Below are 20,341 nucleotides of genomic sequence, written 5' to 3'. Positions count from 1 at the left end.
AGCAGTAATAAAAAACGGTCAGATTTATCTGGAAGTTATGCTAACTCGCCTGCGATTAAAGGAACAAATCTAACAGTTTCTATAGATTGATAGTGAAAATCATTACCTAAACGTCGGATAAACTTCAGTATTTGTTGTTGCTCACCAACAGGTATGATCATCCTGCCACCATCGGCTAACTGCATCAATAACTGTTGCGGTACTTCTGTTGCACACGCTGTCACTATTATGGCATTAAAAGGGGCTTTTGATGACCAACCTTCCCATCCATCTCCATGACGTGTCGAGATATTATGTAAATCAAGATGTTTAAAACGTCGTTTAGCTTGCCATTGCAATATCTTTATACGCTCAACGGAACTAACATGATGAACTAAATTTGCTAATACTGCAGTTTGATATCCCGAACCTGTACCAATTTCTAATACAGAATCGGTACTTTGTAATTCCAGTAGCGTTGTCATTTTGGCAACAATATAAGGCTGTGAAATAGTTTGCCCATTGCCAATAGGCAAAGCCGTATTTTCATAAGCCTTATGAGAAAGCGCTTCATCTATAAAAAGCTCTCTTGGTACTTTACTCATTGCTTCCAACAGGCTCTCATCCTTGATGCCATGCTGTTTTAACATTGTCAGTAAGTCTTTCATTGACCGACTTAACATGTTTTTTTGACCTCTGCTTTGTTTAACCAATTTTGTAGTAAATCGAGTGCTTTATAGGCTGTTAAATCGACATGTAATGGGGTTATCGAAACATAACCTTCGTCAACAGCAGCAAAATCTGTATCGGGACCTACATCATTTTTTTCACCTGGAGGCCCAATCCAATAAAGACTATTTCCTCTAGGATCGGTATGTGTATAAACATGTTGTGAAGCATGACGACTACCACAACGTGTAATACGAAAACCTTTTACTTCATCAAGAGGAATATCAGGTACGTTAATATTGAGAATATTTCCTGCTCTTAACGGTACTTGTTGTAACATTGCCAAAACTTCACAAGTCACTTGAGCGGCTGTCTCAAAGTGCGTTTCACCATCAAGTGAAACAGCAATAGCAGGTAAGCCTAAAAAACGCCCTTCTGTTGCCGCTGCAACAGTACCTGAATAAATAACATCATCACCCAAATTAGGGCCGTGATTAATACCAGAAACCACAATATCAGGACGAGGACGTACTAAATGGTTCACACCAAGATAAACGCAATCTGTTGGTGTACCCTCAACAATCGCAATGTCCCCATTCTCAAGCTCTTGCTTACGTAGAGGTCTGTCAATTGTTAAAGAATTAGATGCAGCACTACGATTACGATCGGGTGCAACAATTTGTACATCATAACGCTGGCGCAATGCTTTAACGAGAGTCTGTATCCCCTTCGCCATCACACCATCGTCATTACTCACCAATATTTTCAGCATCATCATTCCCTAATAAAATTAATTCGCGTACAACGCTAGTTGCAAAGCTTCCTGCGGGTAAAAAGAATGACAGAGAAACAGTGGTGTCGTCTACCCAATTCCATGACATATTTTCTGGTAATACATTGATAGCACGTCTTGTATTATCAACTCGTTCTTGTCGAGCCAGCGACCAGAAAGCTTCATATTCTGCCAGATTTTCAGTTTCAAAATCCAATGCTTGTGATTGTGTACCTAAATCACCTTTACCCGGCAAAGGTGCAGTAATATGAACATCATGCTCTTCATAACGGGTTTGTGTTTGAGCCAGTTCGGCTTCATCAACAACAAACCAGCTACCTCTTCCATGAAGTTGCATTGCATCACCGAGTATCACCTTTGAATATAAATCACATTCCAATCTTTTGCTGACGATATGATTAAACATCGCACTACGGGCTGCTGAAAGATAAAAACTACGTTTTCCTCGTTCTTTTACGCGAATTTCATCTGTTGCCCAACGCATGGCTTGTCGTAAATTATCACCATTACGACCAAATCGTTGAGCACCAAAGTAGTTAGGAATACCTTTCGCTTTTATTTGCGCTAATCGAGTATCAACAAAATCGCGATCAGAAATTTCTCGTAACACCAATGTAAAGTGATTACCTTTTAGCGTTCCTATACGTAATTTACGTTGTTGGCGAGTCGTTTCTAAAATTTCGCAACCTTCTAAAACAAGCTGGCTAAAATCGGGCATCTCTTTACCCGGCATTCGCAAGCAAAACCACTGTTCAGTAACGGCATTTCTGTCTTTTAGTCCGGCGTAACTGGCATCACGAGGATGGATCCCAACAAATTTTGCCAATTTTTCAGCAACGAAAGCCGTGTTACAACCTGTTTTTCTGATTTTCACCATGACATGCTCGCCTTCACCATCAAGGGTGAAACCAAGATCTTCACAGACAATAAAATCTTCAGGAATTGACTTTAATAAGCCTGTTGCTTGTGGTTTTCCATGTAACCAATGGAGTTCGGGTAAATCATTCATTCAGGTAATGACTCTTTCATTAATAAAACAACGGCTTCACAGGCAATGCCTTCTTTTCTACCAACAAATCCAAGCTTTTCTGTTGTGGTGGCTTTCACATTGATATCATCAACATGGCAATGAAGATCTTCAGCGATATTGACGCGCATTTGCGGTGTATGAGGTAGCATTTTTGGTGCCTGAGCAATAATTGTGACATCTAAATTACCAATTCGGTAACCTTTTGCTCTTACGCGTGAGAATGCTTCACGAAGGAGTACACGACTATCTGCGCCTTTGTAAGCCGGATCAGTATCAGGAAACAATGTGCCAATGTCTCCCATCGCCACCGCGCCTAAAATAGCATCTGTAACCGCATGTAATACGACATCACCGTCAGAGTGAGCTAACAGCCCTTGTTCATAAGGAATTCTGACGCCGCCAATAATAATAGGACCTTCACCGCCAAATTTGTGTACGTCGTAACCGTGTCCAATTCTCATTTTATTATGTGTTCCTTATACTGGTGATTTGGCGTGAGAGGAAAAACTCTGCAAGCGCTAAATCTTCTGGCTGAGTAACTTTAATATTATCTGCACGACCTTTAACTAATAAAGGTTCATATCCAGCAAACTCCATCGCTGAGGCCTCATCAGTGATCGTTGCTTTTTGTGAGAGTGCATTTTCTATATTTTGTTTTAATAACAAGGCAGGAAAGAATTGTGGCGTTAAAGCATGCCATAGGGTTGTTCTTTCTACTGTTTGTTCAATATGATTATCTTGCTGATGACTACGTTTCATTGTATCGCGAACAGGTGTCGCAAGAATGCCACCACAAAATTGTGGATCCATAACGTTTTCATCAATTAATTTAATAAGATGATCAAGATCGCCAAAATGCAAGCAAGGTCTTGCTGCATCATGAACTAACGCCCATGTATTTTCAGAAAAGTGTTGAGTGACATACTCTAAACCTGACAATACAGAGTCAGCACGTTCACCACCACCATTAACCGTAATTATTCTTTGATCTTGCGCTAAAGGTAAAGAGTGAAAATAGCTGTCATTAGGGCTGATCGCCACGATAATTTGCGTTATACGTGGGTGTTTTAATAAGGCATTAATGGTATGTTCAAGAATAGTCAATCCACCAATCTTCAAATATTGTTTTGGACAGACTGATTGCATTCGACTTCCAATACCAGCCGCTGGAATAACAGCAACAATAGGAAGAGTTGAGTTTGTTATATTCATTATGATATTTGTATCAGGACACACTATTAATTCAATAAATTAACGACGTGGTTGAGATTTATCGCTCACAATACGGAAAAATGTCTCATTAGGCTTTATCATTCCTAATTCACTACGAGCACGTTCTTCTAATGCTTCTTGCCCGCCATTGAGGTCATCAATCTCCGCAAATAGACGATCATTACGCTCTTTTAACTGCGTATTTTGCGCCAATGCAGATTCAACTTCTTGAGTTACTTTGTTGTAATCATGGATACCATTTTTACCTAACCACAATGAATATTGTAGCCAACCAAGTAAAATCAGAAGTAAGACTGTTAATTTCCCCATTACCACCCCCAAGATTAATGGGCTAATCATCCCACAACTCAACCACAGACGCCACAACAGTGCTGGAATATATTACATTATTATTCCTATTCTCCTCACTATAAACGCGGGTAACTTCTATAAAAATCAGACTAAGGTTTGATTTTTTCTTATTAAGATGAAGTGCTATGGGGTTAATTTATAAATAAATGAATGCTCAATTAAAGCGTGAGTTGTATTTTAAATGGTATGCCGGAATCAGCGTTTTTACTCTAATTGCATACATTATCTCTACACATTCCCCCTTTTTATGGGAGGTTCGTGCAAAGATAATTTAATGTCATCATCAGATTAACGGTAAATTTGGTTTTGCCGTAGATATGCGAGAATTTGTTGGATTAGTTCACTTATAGAAAGTGTACCATCTAAATGTAATTCAGGATCAATGGGCGGTTCATAAGGCGAATCTATACCTGAAAATTGCTTTATTTCACCACGTCTTGCTTTTTGATAAAGCCCTTTCGGATCTCGGGCTTCACAAATAGAAAGTGGTGTATCAACAAAGATCTCAATAAATCTTCCTTGCTCAAAACGATCTCTAACTTGTTGTCTGTCTTTTTGGTAAGGCGAGATAAAAGCTGTTAAGACAATAAGCCCCGCATCGACCATCAATTTAGCCACTTCCCCCACACGGCGGATATTCTCATGCCTATCTTCTGCGCTAAATCCGAGATCACAACATAATCCATGGCGTAAGTTATCCCCATCTAATAAATAAGTATGAATAGGCGAATGTTTTTGTGAATACTGATAAAGCGCTTGTTCTAGTGCATCAGCAAGTGTGGATTTACCTGAGCCAGATAACCCTGTAAACCAAAGCACACATCCTTTGTGTGCTTGTTGTGATTCGCGTTCATTTAATCCAATTTTATGAGGATGCCAAACAATATCGTTGCTTATCACCACTATTTTCCTCCAAGAAGATCTCTCGCTCCCCAATGGGGAAAGTGGCGACGGATAAGCTGATTTAACTCAACTTCAAAAGCATCATATTGCGTCATAGTTTGTATGGCGTTATCTCTCGTTTCTCGAATAAGTCCAGCGCCTACGGTGACATTGCTTAGTCGATCAATAAGAATTAATCCTCCAGTATCAGCATTAATTTGATAGTTATCCAGCACCAGAGGCTCTTCAAATGAGACTTCAACACTACCTATCGCATTTAAACTTAAGTTATCTGTTACTTGTTGAGTGAGCTTATTTACATCCACTTGATAATGAATATTCTCTATTTTTGCACGGCTTTTTTTACCTGCAATTTTGATATCCAGAGTATGACCTTGCACTAAAGGCTGTTCTGACATCCACACCACGTCAATTAACGCATGAGTGCTAATATTGGCGGTTGTATCGTTATCATCAACGATAATATCTCCACGACTAATATCAATTTCATCTGCCAGAACCAGCGTGATTGCTTGCCCTGCTTTAGCTTGCGTTAGATCACCATCAAAAGTGACAATGCGTTTAATCGTTGTATGTTTTTCTGAAGGCAATACTTTGATTTTTTGCCCTTGATAAAGCACACCTGAAGACACCGTACCGCTGTATCCTCTAAAATCTAGATTTGGGCGATTCACATATTGCACAGGAAAACGCAGTGCTTGCGAGTCTGAACCCAATTTAACCGGCGCATCCTCTAATAATGAAAGCAACGTTTTTCCTTGATACCAAGGCATATTCAATGAGGGAGAAACCACATTGTCACCATCAAGGGCGGAAATAGGGACAAATTCAATGGTAAGATCTGTTGGCAGTTGATCGGCAAATTTAAGATAATCTTGCTGGATCGAATCAAAGGTCGCTTGCTGATAATCCACCAGATCCATTTTATTGATCGCAACAATTAAATGGCGGATCCCAAGGAGTGTGCTGATAAAACTGTGTCGCCGTGTTTGTTCTTGTACACCTTTTCGAGCATCGATCAACAGAATAGAAAGTGAACTTGTTGATGCTCCTGTCGCCATATTGCGGGTATATTGAGCATGTCCTGGCGTATCAGCAATAATAAACTTACGCTTTGAAGTTGAAAAATAGCGGTAAGCAACATCAATAGTGATCCCCTGCTCTCTTTCTGCTGCTAATCCATCCACCAGCAAAGCCAGATCGAGCTTTTCACCTTGAGTGCCGATCTTTTTACTTTCATTTTGTAATGTAGAAAGCTGATCTTCATAGATCTGCCTTGTGTCATGAAGTAAACGCCCTATTAATGTACTTTTTCCATCATCGACATTCCCACAGGTTAAAAATCGTAGTAATCCTTTATTCTGTTGGGTCTTAAGATAGCGATCTACACCGCCCTGTTGTGCGATTTCACCCGCGACAAGTTGATTCGTTTTTACGGCTAAAAGTCCCATATTTCCTCCGATTAAAAATAACCTTGGCGCTTTTTCAGTTCCATTGAGGCTGACTGATCACTATCAATTAAACGCCCTTGTCGTTCACTGCTGGTGGAAATCAGCATTTCTTCAATAATGGCGGGTAGAGTTTCTGCTTGTGAAGGAATAGCACCCGTTAATGGCCAGCATCCCAGCGTTCTAAATCTCACTTTTTGCTGTGTGATCACCTCACCCGGTTTTAGATCAATTCTGTCGTCATCTACCATAATTAAGGTGCCATCACGTTCAATAACAGGTCTATTTTTTGCAAAATAGAGAGGAACAATGTCGATATTCTCTAAATAGATATATTGCCAAATATCAAGCTCCGTCCAGTTAGATAGCGGAAATACACGAATACTTTCACCTTTATTAACCTGTCCGTTATAGTTTTTCCATAATTCAGGTCGTTGGTTTTTTGGATCCCAGCGATGCTTTCTATCTCTAAACGAATAAATACGCTCTTTAGCTCGTGATTTTTCTTCATCACGACGCGCTCCACCAAATGCCGCATCAAAACCATATTTGTCTAAGGCTTGCTTTAGTCCTTCTGTTTTCATGATATCGGTGTGTTTTGCACTACCATGAATAAACGGATTAATGCCAAGTTCTACCCCTTGCGGATTGCGATAAACGTTAAGATCAAAACCATATTCTTTAGCCGTTTTATCTCGAAATTCATACATTTCTCGGAATTTCCAGCCAGTATCAACATGCAACAAAGGGAAAGGTAATTTCGCGGGATAAAACGCTTTACGAGCTAAATGCAACATCACCGAGGAATCTTTGCCTATTGAATAAAGCATGACGGGATTTTCAAATTCAGCGACAACTTCGCGCAGAATATAAATACTTTCTGCTTCTAATTGCTGAAGATGGGTTAATTGTGTTTCATTCATAACAACCTCGTTTAGGCAAAATGAACCAAAGATGAATGGATTGATGATGTTGATTGGAATTGTCTATCGCCAAACCACGCAAGTTGGTGATGTAATGCGGCAACTTCTCCGACAATCAATAAAGCTGGCGTAGGTGCTTTTTCTGCTAATTGTGCGAGTTGCGTTAAGTTTCCTGTCAGCACTTGTTGATCATGACGTGTACCACAACTAATGACAGCAATCGGCGTTAAAGGTGAACGCCCCAACTCAATTAATCGTTGGCTAATAAGCTCAGCTTGTGTTGTTCCCATATAAATTGCTAGCGTATGGTTCGCCTGCGCTAATGAAGCCCAATCAGGCTCTATCCCATCGGGTTTACAATGCCCTGTCATAAAGGTGACGCTTTGTGCATATTGACGATGCGTTAATGGAATACCTGCGTATGCACTTGCGCCACTTGCCGCAGTAACACCGGGAATAACTTGGAATGAAATGCCATGTTGTACTGCGATCTCTAGTTCTTCGCCGCCTCGTCCAAAAATAAAGGGATCACCACCTTTTAATCTGACAACGCGTTTACCAAGTTGCACATATTTCACGATCAGCACATTGGTTTCTTCTTGAGAAACACTGTGGTGTCCCGCTCTTTTACCTACACAAATAGTGTCAGCATCACGACGAACAAGCTCTAAAACCTCCGGACTCACTAAACTGTCATAGAGCACAACTTCGGCTTGTTGAATAACCTGCAAACCGCGCAGTGTTAATAATCCTGCGTCACCGGGACCTGCCCCAACTAATGCTAGTTCACCTTGTTGGATCTCTTTTTGTTTCAATTGTTGTTCAAGCAAAGCTTCTGCTTGTGCTAATTGATCGCTTGCTACTAAAGAGGCGAATTTACCACTGAAGGCTTGCTCCCAAAAACGACAACGAGCTTGAAAAGTTTCTAAACGCTGTTTCACTTTATTACGCCATTTTCCAGCTATTGTCGCCATAGTTCCCAATGACGCGGGTAATAAGGCTTCTAATTTCTCACGTATCATTCGTACTAAAACGGGTGCTTTTCCCGCAGATGAAATTGCAATCAAAATAGGGTTTCTATCGATAATGGCAGGAAAGATAAATGAGCATTGAGGCTGTGAATCCACCACATTAACAAAAATATGTCGTGCTTGTGCATCAAGATAAACTTGCTGATTAAGCGCACTATCATCCGTTGCTACAATCACAAGCATCATTCCTAATAGATGTTCAGACTGATACTTGGCTGATACCCATTCAATTTTATTTTGCTGATAAGCAAGATGTAATTCATCACATAACTGAGGTGCAATCACTCTTAAGCGAGAACCCACTCTTAACAACAGCAAAGCTTTACGCGCAGCAACATGACCACCACCAACCAATAACACTGGGCGTTCTTTTAATTCCACAAATAAGGGTAGGTAATCCATACGCGTATTTCACCTTCGTTGTTCACTTTATAACTAACGACTATAAAAGGTGCTTTAAGGGTTATGAAATGACAAAAAGCTATGTGATGGAACAGAAAGGAATAAGAAAAAATAAAATATTTTCAAATGGTTATAATTTTAAGAATGACAAAAAGGGCAATAGATAAACTCTATTACCCCAATTATTTATTGGTAGATAATGACGTTATTCGTGTAATCCACACTCACGTTTTAAGCCAAAAAATCGTGTTTCTTCTTCATTCATACCCTCTTCCCATTTTCGGGTTGTATGAGTATCTCCCACAGAGAGATAACCTTGCTCCCATAAAGGGTGATAAGGTAAGTCGTTTTCTTTAAGATATTGATAAACTTTCTTATTATCCCAATCTACGATGGGTAAAAACTTAAAGATCCCTTTTGCGATTGAAAGCACTGGTAAATGTTCACGGCTTTTAGATTGCTGACGACGAAGACCTGCAAACCACGTTTGAGCCTGTAATTCACGTAAAGCTCTTTCCATTGGCTCTACTTTGTTTATCTGATTATAACGTTCAATACCCTCAATACCTTCTAACCAAAGTTTACCGTAACGCGCTTCTTGCCAAGATGAAGATATTTCAGCCCGATAGACCTTCAAGTTAAGTTGTAACTGCTGAGTCAGCGTATCAATAAATTGGTAAGTTTCAGGAAATAAGTAACCTGTATCAGTCAAAATTGCTGGAATATCAGGGTATTGCCTTGTTATCAAATGCAGGCAAACTGCTGCTTGAATACCAAAACTAGAGCTTAATACATAGGTTTTAGGTAAATGTTCTAAAGCCCAAGTAACCCGTTCAATAGCACTTAATTGCTCTAACTGTTGATTAATCTGGCGCAAAGCATCTGTCTGCTCTTCAACAGGTAACTGTTTTAGCGAAGCAAGCTGAAATAAACTCATATCGCCTCCTGTACTTCATAAAAATCAATTGCTGAATTCAGTACAGGTTTAACCACATTAGTACGAATAAGAAAATCACCAAACCCCTCATTGTTATGACGAGAAACCGCCCATTCACCAATCAGTGAATCAAGTATTGCGATGATTTCTTGCGAGGTAATATTTTCACGATACATTCTCGGAATACGTGTCCCGATGCGATTACCGCCTAAATGCAAGTTGTAACGATCAGGCGCTTTACCCACCAGCCCCACTTCTGCAAGCATCGCTCGACCACAGCCATTTGGGCATCCTGTTACGCGCACAACTATATGCTCTTCACTCACACCATGTTTAGCCATTAAACTATCAAGTGTATCAGTGAATGAGGGTAAAAAGCGCTCAGCTTCTGCCATCGCCAATGGGCATGTTGGAAAAGAAACACACGCCATCGCATGTTCACGCAATGGTGTAACATTATCGCTAATCAAACCATATTGACGTGCAATCGCTTCAATATTGGCTTTTTCGCTTTCAAGTACACCTGCGACAATTAAGTTTTGATTTGCGGTAAGACGAAAATCACCTTGATGAATTTTAGCGATTTCAGCAACACCTGTTTTTAGCGGAGAATCTGGTGTATCAATCAACCGTCCACTTTCAATAAATAAAGTCAGGTGCCATTTATCATCAACACCTTTTAACCAACCAATTTGATCGCCTCGATGGGTAAATTCATAAGGTCGAATAGCCTCAAATGTAACACCTGAGCGGCGTTCAACCTCTTGTTTAAACGTCTCTATGCCAACACGTTCTAATGTGTATTTTGTTTTTGCATTTTTGCGTTCAGTCCGGTTTCCCCAGTCACGCTGAGTTGTCACAATCGCTTCTGCAATTGCTAATGTATTTTCGATAGGGATATAACCAAACTCACTGGCTAAGCGAGGAAAGGTATTCTTATCGCCATGCGTCATGGCTAAACCACCGCCAACAAGCACGTTAAAACCCACTAGATGCCCGTTTTCAGCAATCGCAATAAAATTCATGTCATTTGCATGAAGATCAACATCATTATGGGGAGGGATCACCACTGACGTTTTAAATTTTCGTGGTAAGTAGGTTTCCCCCAAAATAGGCTCTTCGTCTGTGGTTGCAACTTTCTCTTTATCTAACCAAATTTCCGCATAAGCATGAGTGCGAGGTAATAAGTGTTCTGATATTTTTTTCGCCCACTCATACGCTTCTTGGTGTAGTGAAGATTGCACTGGGTTTGAAGTACATAAGACATTACGGTTAACATCATTCGCAGTAGCTAGAGAATCCAACCCTGTTGCTGCAAGCATTTGATGTGCGGGTTTTACATTGCCTTTTAAAATGCCATGAAATTGAAATGTTTGACGATTAGTAATACGAATACTGCCATAAAGCGTATTTTCAGTCGCAAACTTATCAATACTAAGCCACTGTTTAGGCGAAATAATGCCACCGGGTAAACGGCAACGTAGCATCATTGCATGGCGAGGTTCTAGCATTTGCTCCGCACGTTCAGCACGAATATCTCTGTCATCTTGCTGATACATGCCATGAAAGCGAATTAACAAAAAGTTATCGCCTTCAAAACCACCAGTTAAACCATTTTGTAAGTCTTCTGTAATAGTGCCGCGTAAAAAGTGACTCTCTTTTTTCATGCGTTCACTATCAGCCAGTTTCCCTTCAACCACTAAGGGCGCTTGAGTGTGTGATTTCATTTTAATAGACATCCCTCTGATAACGCCGTTCTAGACGTAGCTCACTTAAGTATTCATCTGCTTCTTCAATATTTTTATTGCCATACTCCATCACAATATCTAACAATGCCTGTTCAACATCTTTTGCCATTCGTGATGCATCACCACAAACATAAAGATAAGCACCCTGCTGTAACCATTGCCAAATCTCATTACCACGTTCACGCAATTTATCTTGTACATAAATTTTATGTGCTTGATCGCGTGACCATGCTAAATCGATATGAGTTAACAGACCGCTTTTGACATAACGTTGCCATTCCACTTGATAGAGAAAATCTTCTACAAAATGAGGATTACCAAAAAATAACCAATTTTTACCTGTTGCTGCGTCATTTTCGCGCTGTTGCATAAAACTTCTAAAAGGTGCGATGCCTGTACCTGGACCAATCATAATGACAGGTGCGGTGTTATCCTCAGGGAGACGAAAATGTGCATTTTTTTCGATAAAAACATTGACGCTATCGCCATCTTTCAAGCTATCTGCTAAAAAACCAGAGGCTCCACCGGTATAAGCTCGGGCGTTAACGTCGTAACGTACAACGCCTAAAGTAAGGTGTACCTCGTCTTCTACTTCTTGTTGTGACGATGCAATAGAGTAAAGGCGAGGAGTAAGTGGACGTAAAATATCAACAAAATCTTGTGCCGTGGGCTGAGCACAATATTGGCGCACCATCTCATTAATAGGGTGTTTTTCTGCATATTGCTGAAGCTTGGTTTTATCAGCCACCAATGACAATAGATCTTCATGGCGTGTCAATTGGGCATAGGCTTTTACGATAGGTGCGCTATTTTGAGTTAACTCGCAATGGTGCAGCAACGCTTCTTTTAAAGTAAATGTTTGAGATTTTAACGAGACTGGTTCATCACCCTTTAGCCACAACAAAGCAATAAGTTCATCAACTTTTTCAGATGAGTTATTAAACCAAACTCCCAGCGCATCACCCGGTTGATATTGCAAATCAGAACCTTCAAGGCTGATTTCAATATGGCGAATATCTCTATCTGAATTTCTACCTGTGATTTTTTGATTAGTCAGTAATGTGGCAGTAAAAGGCACATCTCTATGATAAATAGAGGTATTAACCGTATCCGTCGTGCCTGACTGTGTTTGTTGTAAGATTTGCGTACTTTGTGCTGGCACTCTTGCTTTTAAGAGTTCTGTAAGCTGTTTTATCCATTCATCCGCAACAGATTGATATTCAACATCAGCATCAACTCTTGGTAATAAACGAGTTGCCCCCAGTTGTGCCATTCGCTCATCAAAGTCTTTTCCTGCCTTACAGAAATGCTCATATGAGGTATCCCCTAAACTCAATACTGCATAAGCCGTTTCTTTCATTTCAGCGGCTTTTTTAGAATTCAGATATTTATAAAACGCTATCGCTTCTTCGGGAGGATCACCTTCACCTTGTGTCGATGCAATGATGATCAAGGTTGTTGTTTTATGGATCTGCTTAAACTTATATTCACCTGCAGAATATAGTTCTACATTCAATTTGTGAGCAACCAAATTATCTCGTAACTGTTCTGCAAGATGACGCGCATTACCGGTTTGAGAAGCGGAGATCAATGTAATGGTTTCCTGCTCTGGCACTTGTGCTGAAGTAACCGTTGTCGATGTAGGTACGACTGAAGGATTAAGCTGTCCCCACAAATAACCAGATAACCACGCCATTTGCGCTGTTGAGAGATCTTTTGTTGCGTCCTGTAATTGATTCAATTGTTCCGGTGTTAATGGAAGCATTGATAATAATGGAGGTTGATTGCTCATTTATCCTGCCTTAAAAAGCGAAGCACTTATCTGTGCTTTATTGTTCTTTGATAATATTTCTAATATTGAGAGGGTATCCCACGACTAGAAGGTGAATTAAAGACCTGTTGGCTCTATCTAATAACCTTAAATGCTAAATTTATTTATTGATTTCCTTTATCGATATAATAGATAAGCACTGAGGAGGCTAATAAGTGATTAAGATTAACGGAGATTAGGCGTGATACGCTAAATCGGCTACACTGGTAGCCAATTCGTTCTATCGGTTTCTTTTTTACTAATTAAGTCAAGAGAGTTTTGATGACAACCACCATCTTTAAAGATTTTCAGTTTGAAGCTGCCCACCATTTACCCCATGTTCCTGAAGGCCACAAATGTGGACGTCTTCATGGGCACTCTTTCCTTGTTAGATTAGAACTAACAGGTGAAGTTGATGCACATTCAGGTTGGCTTATTGATTTTGCTGATGTGAAAGCCGCATTTAAACCTACTCTTGAGCGCCTAGATCACTACTATCTTAATGAAATTGAAGGTCTAGAAAATCCGACCAGCGAAGTGCTGGCAAAATGGATTTGGCAACAAGTAAAACCCTCATTGCCATTATTATCTGCAGTGATGGTGAAAGAGACGTGTACAGCAGGATGTATTTATCGCGGTGAGTAAATCGGGTTTAACATTAAGCCTTTCCACCTAAAAGAAAATCAGCCTTTTATTGGCTGATTTTTTATATTAAAAACATGATCACGCAATATTTAAATATTTATGCGTTTGCATCGAGAAACGCCAATTACGTTCAATACAGGTTTTAATACATAATGCTGTCGCGCGCTCTTTACAACTAATGGGTTGTAAGGCAACAACAGGTGCAGGGTATTTTGTGCGTAATGTCAGTAAGGCATCTAACGTTTCAATATCTTTTTCACGCCCAACAGGATGTTTTATCTCATTTGATCGATTGATTGCACTGGGTAATACCGTAAATCCCCCTTTCATGCCTACTTTTGGGGAAAGTGTCACCCATGTTTTCTCACTACATAAAATATCGTGAGTACCACTGGTTTCTATCTGACAGGCAAAACCAGCTTGCTCTAGTCCTTCTGTTAAAGGACGTAAATCATATAAGCAAGGCTCACCTCCCGTGATAACCACATGTTTTGCGCTATAACCTTGCTGTTGAAAAAGTGATAAAATCTGAGCAACACTGGCTTCTCCCCAAGTATCGCTTTCTTGCGTTTTAATAGGAATATCGCCAAGAGGAACTTTTTTTTCGTCTTCTTTTTCCCAAGTATGTTTGGTATCACACCAACTACAACCTACAGGACACCCCTGTAATCGAACAAAAAGTGCAGGGACGCCAGTAAAAACACCTTCACCCTGTAAGGTTTGAAACACTTCATTAATGGGGTATTGCATAAGAAACTCTGATATCCAATGAATGCTGATGATTATTACAGATAACTATCTCACCGTAAGAGGCTTTATGATAAGGTACATGGTTTGTTTTGAATAGCTAACGTGCGAGAAGACACTGAAAAAGAGGATAGAGTTCCTCCGTTGGACAGAGATGGGAATACTTTAGATGCAAAAAGAGAATCAACTTTCACGAGGATTATCAGGGCGGCACATTCGTTTCATGGCGCTAGGCTCTGCAATCGGTACAGGTTTATTTTATGGCTCTGCGGCTGCTATTGAGAAAGCGGGTCCGGCTGTATTGCTTGCTTACCTTATTGGTGGTGCAGCAGTATTTATGGTTATGCGTGCATTAGGTGAAATGGCAGTTCATCATCCTGTTGCAGGCTCTTTTTCACAATATGCAAGCCATTATATGGGGCCTTTAGCAGGCTTCTTAACGGGCTGGAACTACGTTTTTGAAATGCTGATTGTCTGTTTAGCTGACGTCACCGCATTTGGTTTCTATATGAAACTCTGGTTCCCAGATGTTGATCAATGGATATGGGTATTAGGGATAGTTTGCTTTATTGGTGCCTTAAACCTTTGCCATGTGAAGATATTTGGTGAAATGGAGTTTTGGCTTTCTATCGTCAAAGTCACTGCAATTATTGCCATGATAATTGGTGGTGTTGTCATTATGATGTATGGCTTTGGCCAACAAACTGAACATCCTATTGGTATCTCTAACTTATGGGAGTTTGGTGGTTTTATGCCAAATGGAATTGAAGGGGTTATCGCTTCGCTTGCCATTGTGATGTTTGCGTTTGGTGGGATTGAAGTCATTGGTATTACTGCCAGTGAAGCTAAAGATCCTGAAAAAACCATTCCTAAAGCTATCAATGCCGTACCTTTTCGTATCTTATTATTCTATGTACTGACGATTTTCATTCTAATGTGCATTTTCCCTTGGCAACAAATCGGCCATAACGGTAGCCCATTTGTACAGATTTTCTCAAATCTAGGGATCAATTCAGCAGCAAATATCTTAAACCTTGTGGTTATTACAGCAGCAATTTCTGCGATCAACAGTGATATCTTCGGCGCTGGCCGTATGATGTACGGTATGGCTCAAGAAGGACAAGCACCAAAATCCTTTATGAAGCTCACCCGCAATGGTGTGCCTTGGATGACGGTACTAGTGATGTCTGTCGTATTATTGCTGGGCGTAGTACTTAACTACCTTATCCCAGAGCAAATCTTTGTTTTAATCGCTTCTATTGCGACATTTGCAACAGTTTGGGTATGGTTAATGATTTTACTTTCTCAAGTTGCTATGCGTCGTAAGATGAGTGCAGATGAAGTGAAAACACTGAAATTCCCAGTTCCACTATGGCCTGTTGCTCCAGCACTGACTATCGTCTTTATGGCGTTTGTTATTGCAATATTAGGCTATTTTGAGTCAACCAGAATGGCTTTGGTTGTCGGGATGGTATGGGTAGCTATTTTAACTATCGGCTACTATGTGGGTATCAAACCAAGAATGAACCAGAAATAAATCACTTTTCTGAGTCAACAATTCTGAGCTAAACAATAAAGGCTGTGGATTAATTCACAGCCTTTTTCTTTATTATGCGATCTTCACTAAGCCAGTGCTTGTTCTAAATCGGCAATTAAATCTTCCACATCTTCAAGACCAATCGATAGTCGAATCAAACCATCACTAATACCATGCCTTTGTCGTTCTTCTGCACTATAAGTAGCATGAGTCATTGTGGCGGGATGTTGAGCTAAAGATTCGCAGTCTCCTAAACTCACTGCTCGACTAAAGAGATTTAAGCGATTCAAAAACTCTCTGCCTGCTTTTATTCCTCCCTTTAATTCAATGGCGATCATACCTCCAGCTAAACGCATTTGACGTTTGGCTAGTTCATATTGAGGAAAAGAAGCCAGCCCAGGATAATGAATAGTTTCGACTTTAGGATTATCTTCAAGATATTGTGCGATACGCTGTGCATTTTTGCAGATCTGCTCCATCCTTATGCCTAACGTTTTTATTCCTCGTAATATTAACGAGGCATCATGAGGAGACAGACAAGCACCAGTCATATCCTTTAGACCTTCAACACGTATTTTATCTACTAGGGCGTGCGTGGTAATAATTGCTCCTGCTGTAACATCTCCATGGCCTGATAAATATTTGGTCATAGAATGCACAACAATATCAGCACCAAGCCCTAAAGGCTGCTGTAAATAAGGCGAGCAATAAGTACTATCTACCATGACTAAAATATGATGTTGATGCGCAATTTCTGATATTTTTGCGATGTCACTCACTCGCATATTAGGATTAGCAGGAGTCTCAAAGAAAATGAGCTTAGTTTTCTCTGTGATCGCTTCTTTTAATTTTTCAATATTAGTTAAATCAACATGCTTTATTTTAACACCAAATTTAGCAAGCCCATGATTGAAAAAAGTAAAAGTGCAGCCATAAAGCGTCATATCGGCAATAAGTTCATCACCAGGCTGAAGTAACGACCAGCAACTAGAGGTAATTGCCCCCATTCCTGAAGAAAAAACAATGGCGCCTTCACCATTTTCTAATTGTGCTAAACGCTTTTCTAATAACTCTAAAGTAGGGTTTGAGATACGAGAATAAAAATGCCCTTTTTGTTTTCCGGCAAAGCAATCAGCACCATATTGTGCCGTTGGAAAAACAAAAGTGGATGTTTGAAAAACAGGAGGCACTAATGCCCCCTGAGAATCTAACGGAGAATAACCATAATGTATTGCTTGAGTATTAAAATGTTTATTACTTTGCGTCATTATATCTCCTAATTATTAATTAATTTTCTATTCTTTGGTTATTTTCCCCGATAATTTGAACTGTTCTTAGAATAATTGAGATCCCTTTAAGGGTATCAGGATTTCTTAATAATGCGAAAGTTGAACCTAATGTATATTTTTTATCTTGATAAATAGATTCTTTCTTTGCCATATTATAAGCAGCACTTAACTCCCATACTGGAATTAATGTTTCTTCAAATGCAACCGAAAGTTTTTCAACCGTTGCATTATCCATAATATCTATTGAGTCAGATATTAAAGATAATAAATCGACGATATTATCAAAGCGCTTTAATGCTAATAATGGTCTTGCTTTTTCTAATAAATGTTGAAGATGTAATTTATCTTCATCAGATAATAGTTGAGTATCTGCTGGGCTTAAATTATTTTCACTCATTATTGTATCCCCTATAATAAACCTCTAACGGTTGCCCAATATAAACCTCGGTTATAACTATTACGCAGTAATCCACCCAGCTTTGTTGGTGGTGTAGGAATTACGTCATGTTTATAGTCATACTGTAATGGCATACCTGCTGATAATCCCATTTGTGCGACCGCTTGCACACGACCATCATAAATCGCAGCAGGGTAACCGTAGCGAAGTTCACCACAGATGTTATTTGCAATTACACCAGCTTGGTTATGACAACTACCACCAGCTTTACTAATCGGTAAATCAACCGTATCACCAAGAACATACACTTGATTTAATCCATAGACTTGCAATGTTTCAGGATCAGTAGGTAACCAGCCTTCACCGTTATTATGTTCACTCAAACCTGTATTACGAATTGCCTCAACGGCAGTAATAGGTGGTGTACTCATAAGGATATCAAATGGCTCTTCTTCGCCTTCTTTTGAGTAAGCTATTTTCTTATCAGGATCAACATGACTCAATGTAAAGCCTCGTTTAGCTTTAATATCACGCTCCGAGAATACTGCTGGAAGAACTTCACAAACTTCTTGTTGCATAAACAGACAGTTTCTTAGAAGTTGAGAAACCGTAGGATAAGTATAAACAATTTCAATATTATTTCTCACTCGACGCTGGCGAAGAAGCTCATCCAGCATCAATGTTGTCTCCATAGGAGCAATACCACATTGATGAGGTACATTCGGTGTTTCAGGGAAGCTAACAGTAATAAATACACGACCTTTTTCAATTTTAGCTAATTTATCAGCAAGTGTTCTAGCGGCTTCATATTGATAAAAATGATTTCCTGCTTCTTTTAATCCTTCAATTCTATGAGGACTAGGAACACAACCTGTTGCTAATACTAAAAAATCATAGTTATATTTTTTATTAGATTCGCAATAAATCACTTTATTATTAAAGTCAAAACGTTCTGCTTTATCGATTACAAATTCAATTTCAGGTCTTAATAAACTTCTTTCTGATCGCATTAACTCTTCTTTTAAAAAAAGATTAAATGCAATATACATAAATGCAGGTTTATAATAGTGATTAGGATTATCTGAAATAAGTGTAATTTTAATTTTATTTGAAAATATTTCGTCATTTAATTTTTTAGCTAGGATATTAGCAAGAATAGTTCCGCCGGTACCACCGCCAATAATAACTATATTTTTTGTTGGCATTTTATTTCCTAAATCTAGTGATATTAGATAGACAAACAAAAAAAGTATAGTAAATGACGTTAATATAACAAATAGATTAAATAGATAGATTAGTTAAGTACAATATAATTATATTAATAAATGATAGATATAGTCATACAAGATATAAATATTAATTATTTAATATTTACAAATGTTATCATAACCTATTAATAGAATGTCGCAATTAAAGGATGATGGTCAGATGCATCTGTGATTAATACTTCGGCTTTATTCAACGATAATCCTCGATAGAAAATATAATCCAAAGGTTTACCAAAGGCTTTTGTACGCCAATCGTTATCAAAAATAACTTCTTTAAGTCTTAACGTTCTTGCAAAACGTTTTAATACATTGACTCTTGGGCGGCTCCACGCATTAAAATCACCCGCTAAAATAACAGGCCCTTTATGATGCATGATGTGAACAGATAAATTACTCAATTGACGCTGATAAACATCAACACCAAAACTAAAATTAATCGCATGTACATTAATTACCATTAAATGCTCACCCGTAATTAATGGATATACTGTAATTAATGCTGATTTAGGCAGTCGTAAAAACGGCTCTTTCTCTCGGAGAGGACAACAATAGATAGGATGGGAACTTGATAATGTCATTACACCTGCTGGGTGTTGTTGAAAAGCTAAGGCAGGGACTTGATCTGCAATTAAATGATGAGTTCCAGCAAAACGGACAAGCTCTGGTGTGGTTTGCGCTTCTTGTAACAAAAGCAAATGCGTATCTGTTGAGAGTGTTTCCAACATATTACGCCAATTGAGTCGTTGCTGTTTATAGATATTCCAAACCGCAATTTTTAGAGTGCCTTCTGTGTAAAGTGGCATTCCGATTAGAGTATCCTTTCTTTCACTTAAAGGCGGGCTGGGCTCAATCCTCTCAACAGGTTGACCTGCCACAAAACGCACTGAATAATTCGGTTTTTTCGCCATTAGCAACCTCAGATAAACAGCAAGATATCTTGCTATAACTAAAGTATACCAAAGGCAAGCTCTGCTCTCATCCTTTAAAAGGGCACCATAATCAACAAAAGTAATTATTTTTATACATAATAGTTATATTTACTTAAAATGTTCCGATTAATTTATACTTTGCTCTAAATTTTAAGCAAAAAAAAACCTAAGTCGTTAGACTTAGGTTTCTTAATGTTGGCGGAACGGACGGGACTCGAACCCGCGACCCCCTGCGTGACAGGCAGGTATTCTAACCAACTGAACTACCGCTC

At 39.2% G+C, this 20,341-nt stretch carries 20 protein-coding genes; 2 read left to right on the top strand and 18 right to left on the bottom strand.

The window, feature by feature from the left end; genetic code table 11:
* Positions 1-35: 35 nt before the first annotated feature.
* From CBE70_RS15920 to cysJ, 13 genes are all read right to left on the bottom strand, one after another.
* Entirely contained in the window at positions 36-662 is a 627-nt protein-coding gene (locus tag CBE70_RS15920) for a protein-L-isoaspartate(D-aspartate) O-methyltransferase (RefSeq protein WP_075673789.1), read from the bottom strand.
* The gene (gene surE / locus CBE70_RS15915; RefSeq protein WP_100160084.1) at positions 656-1,420 is read right to left on the bottom strand and encodes a 5'/3'-nucleotidase SurE; all 765 of its coding nucleotides are present in this window, start codon (positions 1,418-1,420) and stop codon (positions 656-658) included. Before surE ends, CBE70_RS15920 begins: the two co-directional genes overlap by 7 nt.
* Positions 1,398-2,450, bottom strand: a complete 1,053-nt coding sequence (gene truD, locus CBE70_RS15910) for a tRNA pseudouridine(13) synthase TruD (RefSeq protein ID WP_100160083.1) — start codon at positions 2,448-2,450, stop codon at positions 1,398-1,400. Before truD ends, surE begins: the two co-directional genes overlap by 23 nt.
* On the bottom strand, positions 2,447-2,932 hold the full coding sequence (gene ispF, locus CBE70_RS15905; RefSeq protein ID WP_100160082.1) for a 2-C-methyl-D-erythritol 2,4-cyclodiphosphate synthase: 486 nt from the start codon (positions 2,930-2,932) through the stop codon (positions 2,447-2,449). The genes truD and ispF overlap by 4 nt, the downstream gene beginning before the upstream one ends.
* Before the next feature lie 4 nt (positions 2,933-2,936).
* The gene (gene ispD / locus CBE70_RS15900; protein ID WP_100160081.1) at positions 2,937-3,683 is read right to left on the bottom strand and encodes a 2-C-methyl-D-erythritol 4-phosphate cytidylyltransferase; all 747 of its coding nucleotides are present in this window, start codon (positions 3,681-3,683) and stop codon (positions 2,937-2,939) included.
* A 39-nt stretch (positions 3,684-3,722) separates the two neighbouring features.
* Positions 3,723-4,013, bottom strand: coding sequence for a cell division protein FtsB (ftsB, locus tag CBE70_RS15895; RefSeq protein ID WP_036913758.1), 291 nt, complete (start codon positions 4,011-4,013; stop codon positions 3,723-3,725).
* 330 nt (positions 4,014-4,343) lie between these two features.
* Positions 4,344-4,961 (bottom strand): adenylyl-sulfate kinase, encoded by a 618-nt coding sequence (cysC, locus tag CBE70_RS15890; RefSeq protein ID WP_408634020.1) that lies wholly within the window; start codon positions 4,959-4,961, stop codon positions 4,344-4,346.
* The gene (gene cysN / locus CBE70_RS15885; RefSeq protein ID WP_100160079.1) at positions 4,958-6,409 is read right to left on the bottom strand and encodes a sulfate adenylyltransferase subunit CysN; all 1,452 of its coding nucleotides are present in this window, start codon (positions 6,407-6,409) and stop codon (positions 4,958-4,960) included. Before cysN ends, cysC begins: the two co-directional genes overlap by 4 nt.
* 11 nt (positions 6,410-6,420) lie before the next feature.
* The gene (gene cysD, locus CBE70_RS15880; RefSeq protein WP_100160078.1) at positions 6,421-7,329 is read right to left on the bottom strand and encodes a sulfate adenylyltransferase subunit CysD; all 909 of its coding nucleotides are present in this window, start codon (positions 7,327-7,329) and stop codon (positions 6,421-6,423) included.
* Positions 7,330-7,340: 11 nt separating this feature from the next.
* Entirely contained in the window at positions 7,341-8,762 is a 1,422-nt protein-coding gene (gene cysG / locus CBE70_RS15875) for a siroheme synthase CysG (RefSeq protein WP_100160077.1), read from the bottom strand.
* Between the two features lie 205 nt (positions 8,763-8,967).
* A complete protein-coding gene (locus CBE70_RS15870; RefSeq protein ID WP_100160076.1) occupies positions 8,968-9,699 on the bottom strand; it encodes a phosphoadenylyl-sulfate reductase in 732 nt (243 codons plus the stop codon).
* The gene (cysI, locus tag CBE70_RS15865; protein WP_198585733.1) at positions 9,696-11,426 is read right to left on the bottom strand and encodes an assimilatory sulfite reductase (NADPH) hemoprotein subunit; all 1,731 of its coding nucleotides are present in this window, start codon (positions 11,424-11,426) and stop codon (positions 9,696-9,698) included. The genes CBE70_RS15870 and cysI overlap by 4 nt, the downstream gene beginning before the upstream one ends.
* 1 nt (position 11,427) lies before the next feature.
* Entirely contained in the window at positions 11,428-13,239 is a 1,812-nt protein-coding gene (gene cysJ, locus CBE70_RS15860) for an NADPH-dependent assimilatory sulfite reductase flavoprotein subunit (protein WP_100160074.1), read from the bottom strand.
* Positions 13,240-13,536: 297 nt separating this feature from the next.
* Here cysJ and queD point away from each other — a divergent pair, with 297 nt between their 5' ends.
* The gene (gene queD / locus CBE70_RS15855; protein ID WP_088494721.1) at positions 13,537-13,902 is read left to right on the top strand and encodes a 6-carboxytetrahydropterin synthase QueD; all 366 of its coding nucleotides are present in this window, start codon (positions 13,537-13,539) and stop codon (positions 13,900-13,902) included.
* A 78-nt stretch (positions 13,903-13,980) separates the two neighbouring features.
* Here the strand turns inward: queD and queE are convergent, their stop codons facing one another.
* Positions 13,981-14,652: a 7-carboxy-7-deazaguanine synthase QueE gene (gene queE / locus CBE70_RS15850; protein ID WP_100160073.1), complete on the bottom strand. Its 672-nt coding sequence runs from the start codon at positions 14,650-14,652 to the stop codon at positions 13,981-13,983.
* 166 nt (positions 14,653-14,818) lie between these two features.
* On the opposite strand from queE, the gene CBE70_RS15845 reads away from it, so the two are divergent.
* Entirely contained in the window at positions 14,819-16,186 is a 1,368-nt protein-coding gene (locus tag CBE70_RS15845; protein ID WP_088494719.1) for an amino acid permease, read from the top strand.
* A gap of 86 nt (positions 16,187-16,272) precedes the next feature.
* Here CBE70_RS15845 and CBE70_RS15840 read toward each other — a convergent pair whose 3' ends face one another.
* The 4 genes from CBE70_RS15840 to CBE70_RS15825 form a co-directional block, all read right to left on the bottom strand.
* Positions 16,273-17,454 carry a methionine gamma-lyase gene (locus CBE70_RS15840; protein ID WP_100160072.1) on the bottom strand — a complete coding sequence of 394 codons (1,182 nt, stop codon included), beginning with the start codon at positions 17,452-17,454 and terminating at the stop codon, positions 16,273-16,275.
* Positions 17,455-17,473: 19 nt separating this feature from the next.
* Positions 17,474-17,872, bottom strand: coding sequence for a hypothetical protein (locus CBE70_RS15835; protein WP_100160071.1), 399 nt, complete (start codon positions 17,870-17,872; stop codon positions 17,474-17,476).
* An 11-nt stretch (positions 17,873-17,883) separates the two neighbouring features.
* A complete protein-coding gene (locus CBE70_RS15830; protein ID WP_100160070.1) occupies positions 17,884-19,077 on the bottom strand; it encodes an NAD(P)/FAD-dependent oxidoreductase in 1,194 nt (397 codons plus the stop codon).
* A 188-nt stretch (positions 19,078-19,265) separates the two neighbouring features.
* Positions 19,266-20,048, bottom strand: a complete 783-nt coding sequence (locus tag CBE70_RS15825) for an endonuclease/exonuclease/phosphatase family protein (RefSeq protein ID WP_100160069.1) — start codon at positions 20,046-20,048, stop codon at positions 19,266-19,268.
* Positions 20,049-20,341 lie beyond the last annotated feature (293 nt).

The sequence above is a fragment of the Proteus columbae genome (genome assembly GCF_002777965.1).
In the GTDB taxonomy this organism is placed as follows: Bacteria; Pseudomonadota; Gammaproteobacteria; order Enterobacterales; family Enterobacteriaceae; genus Proteus; species Proteus columbae.
Note: the sequence above shows the minus strand (reverse complement) of the source record. Positions and strands in the feature narration are given on the sequence as shown.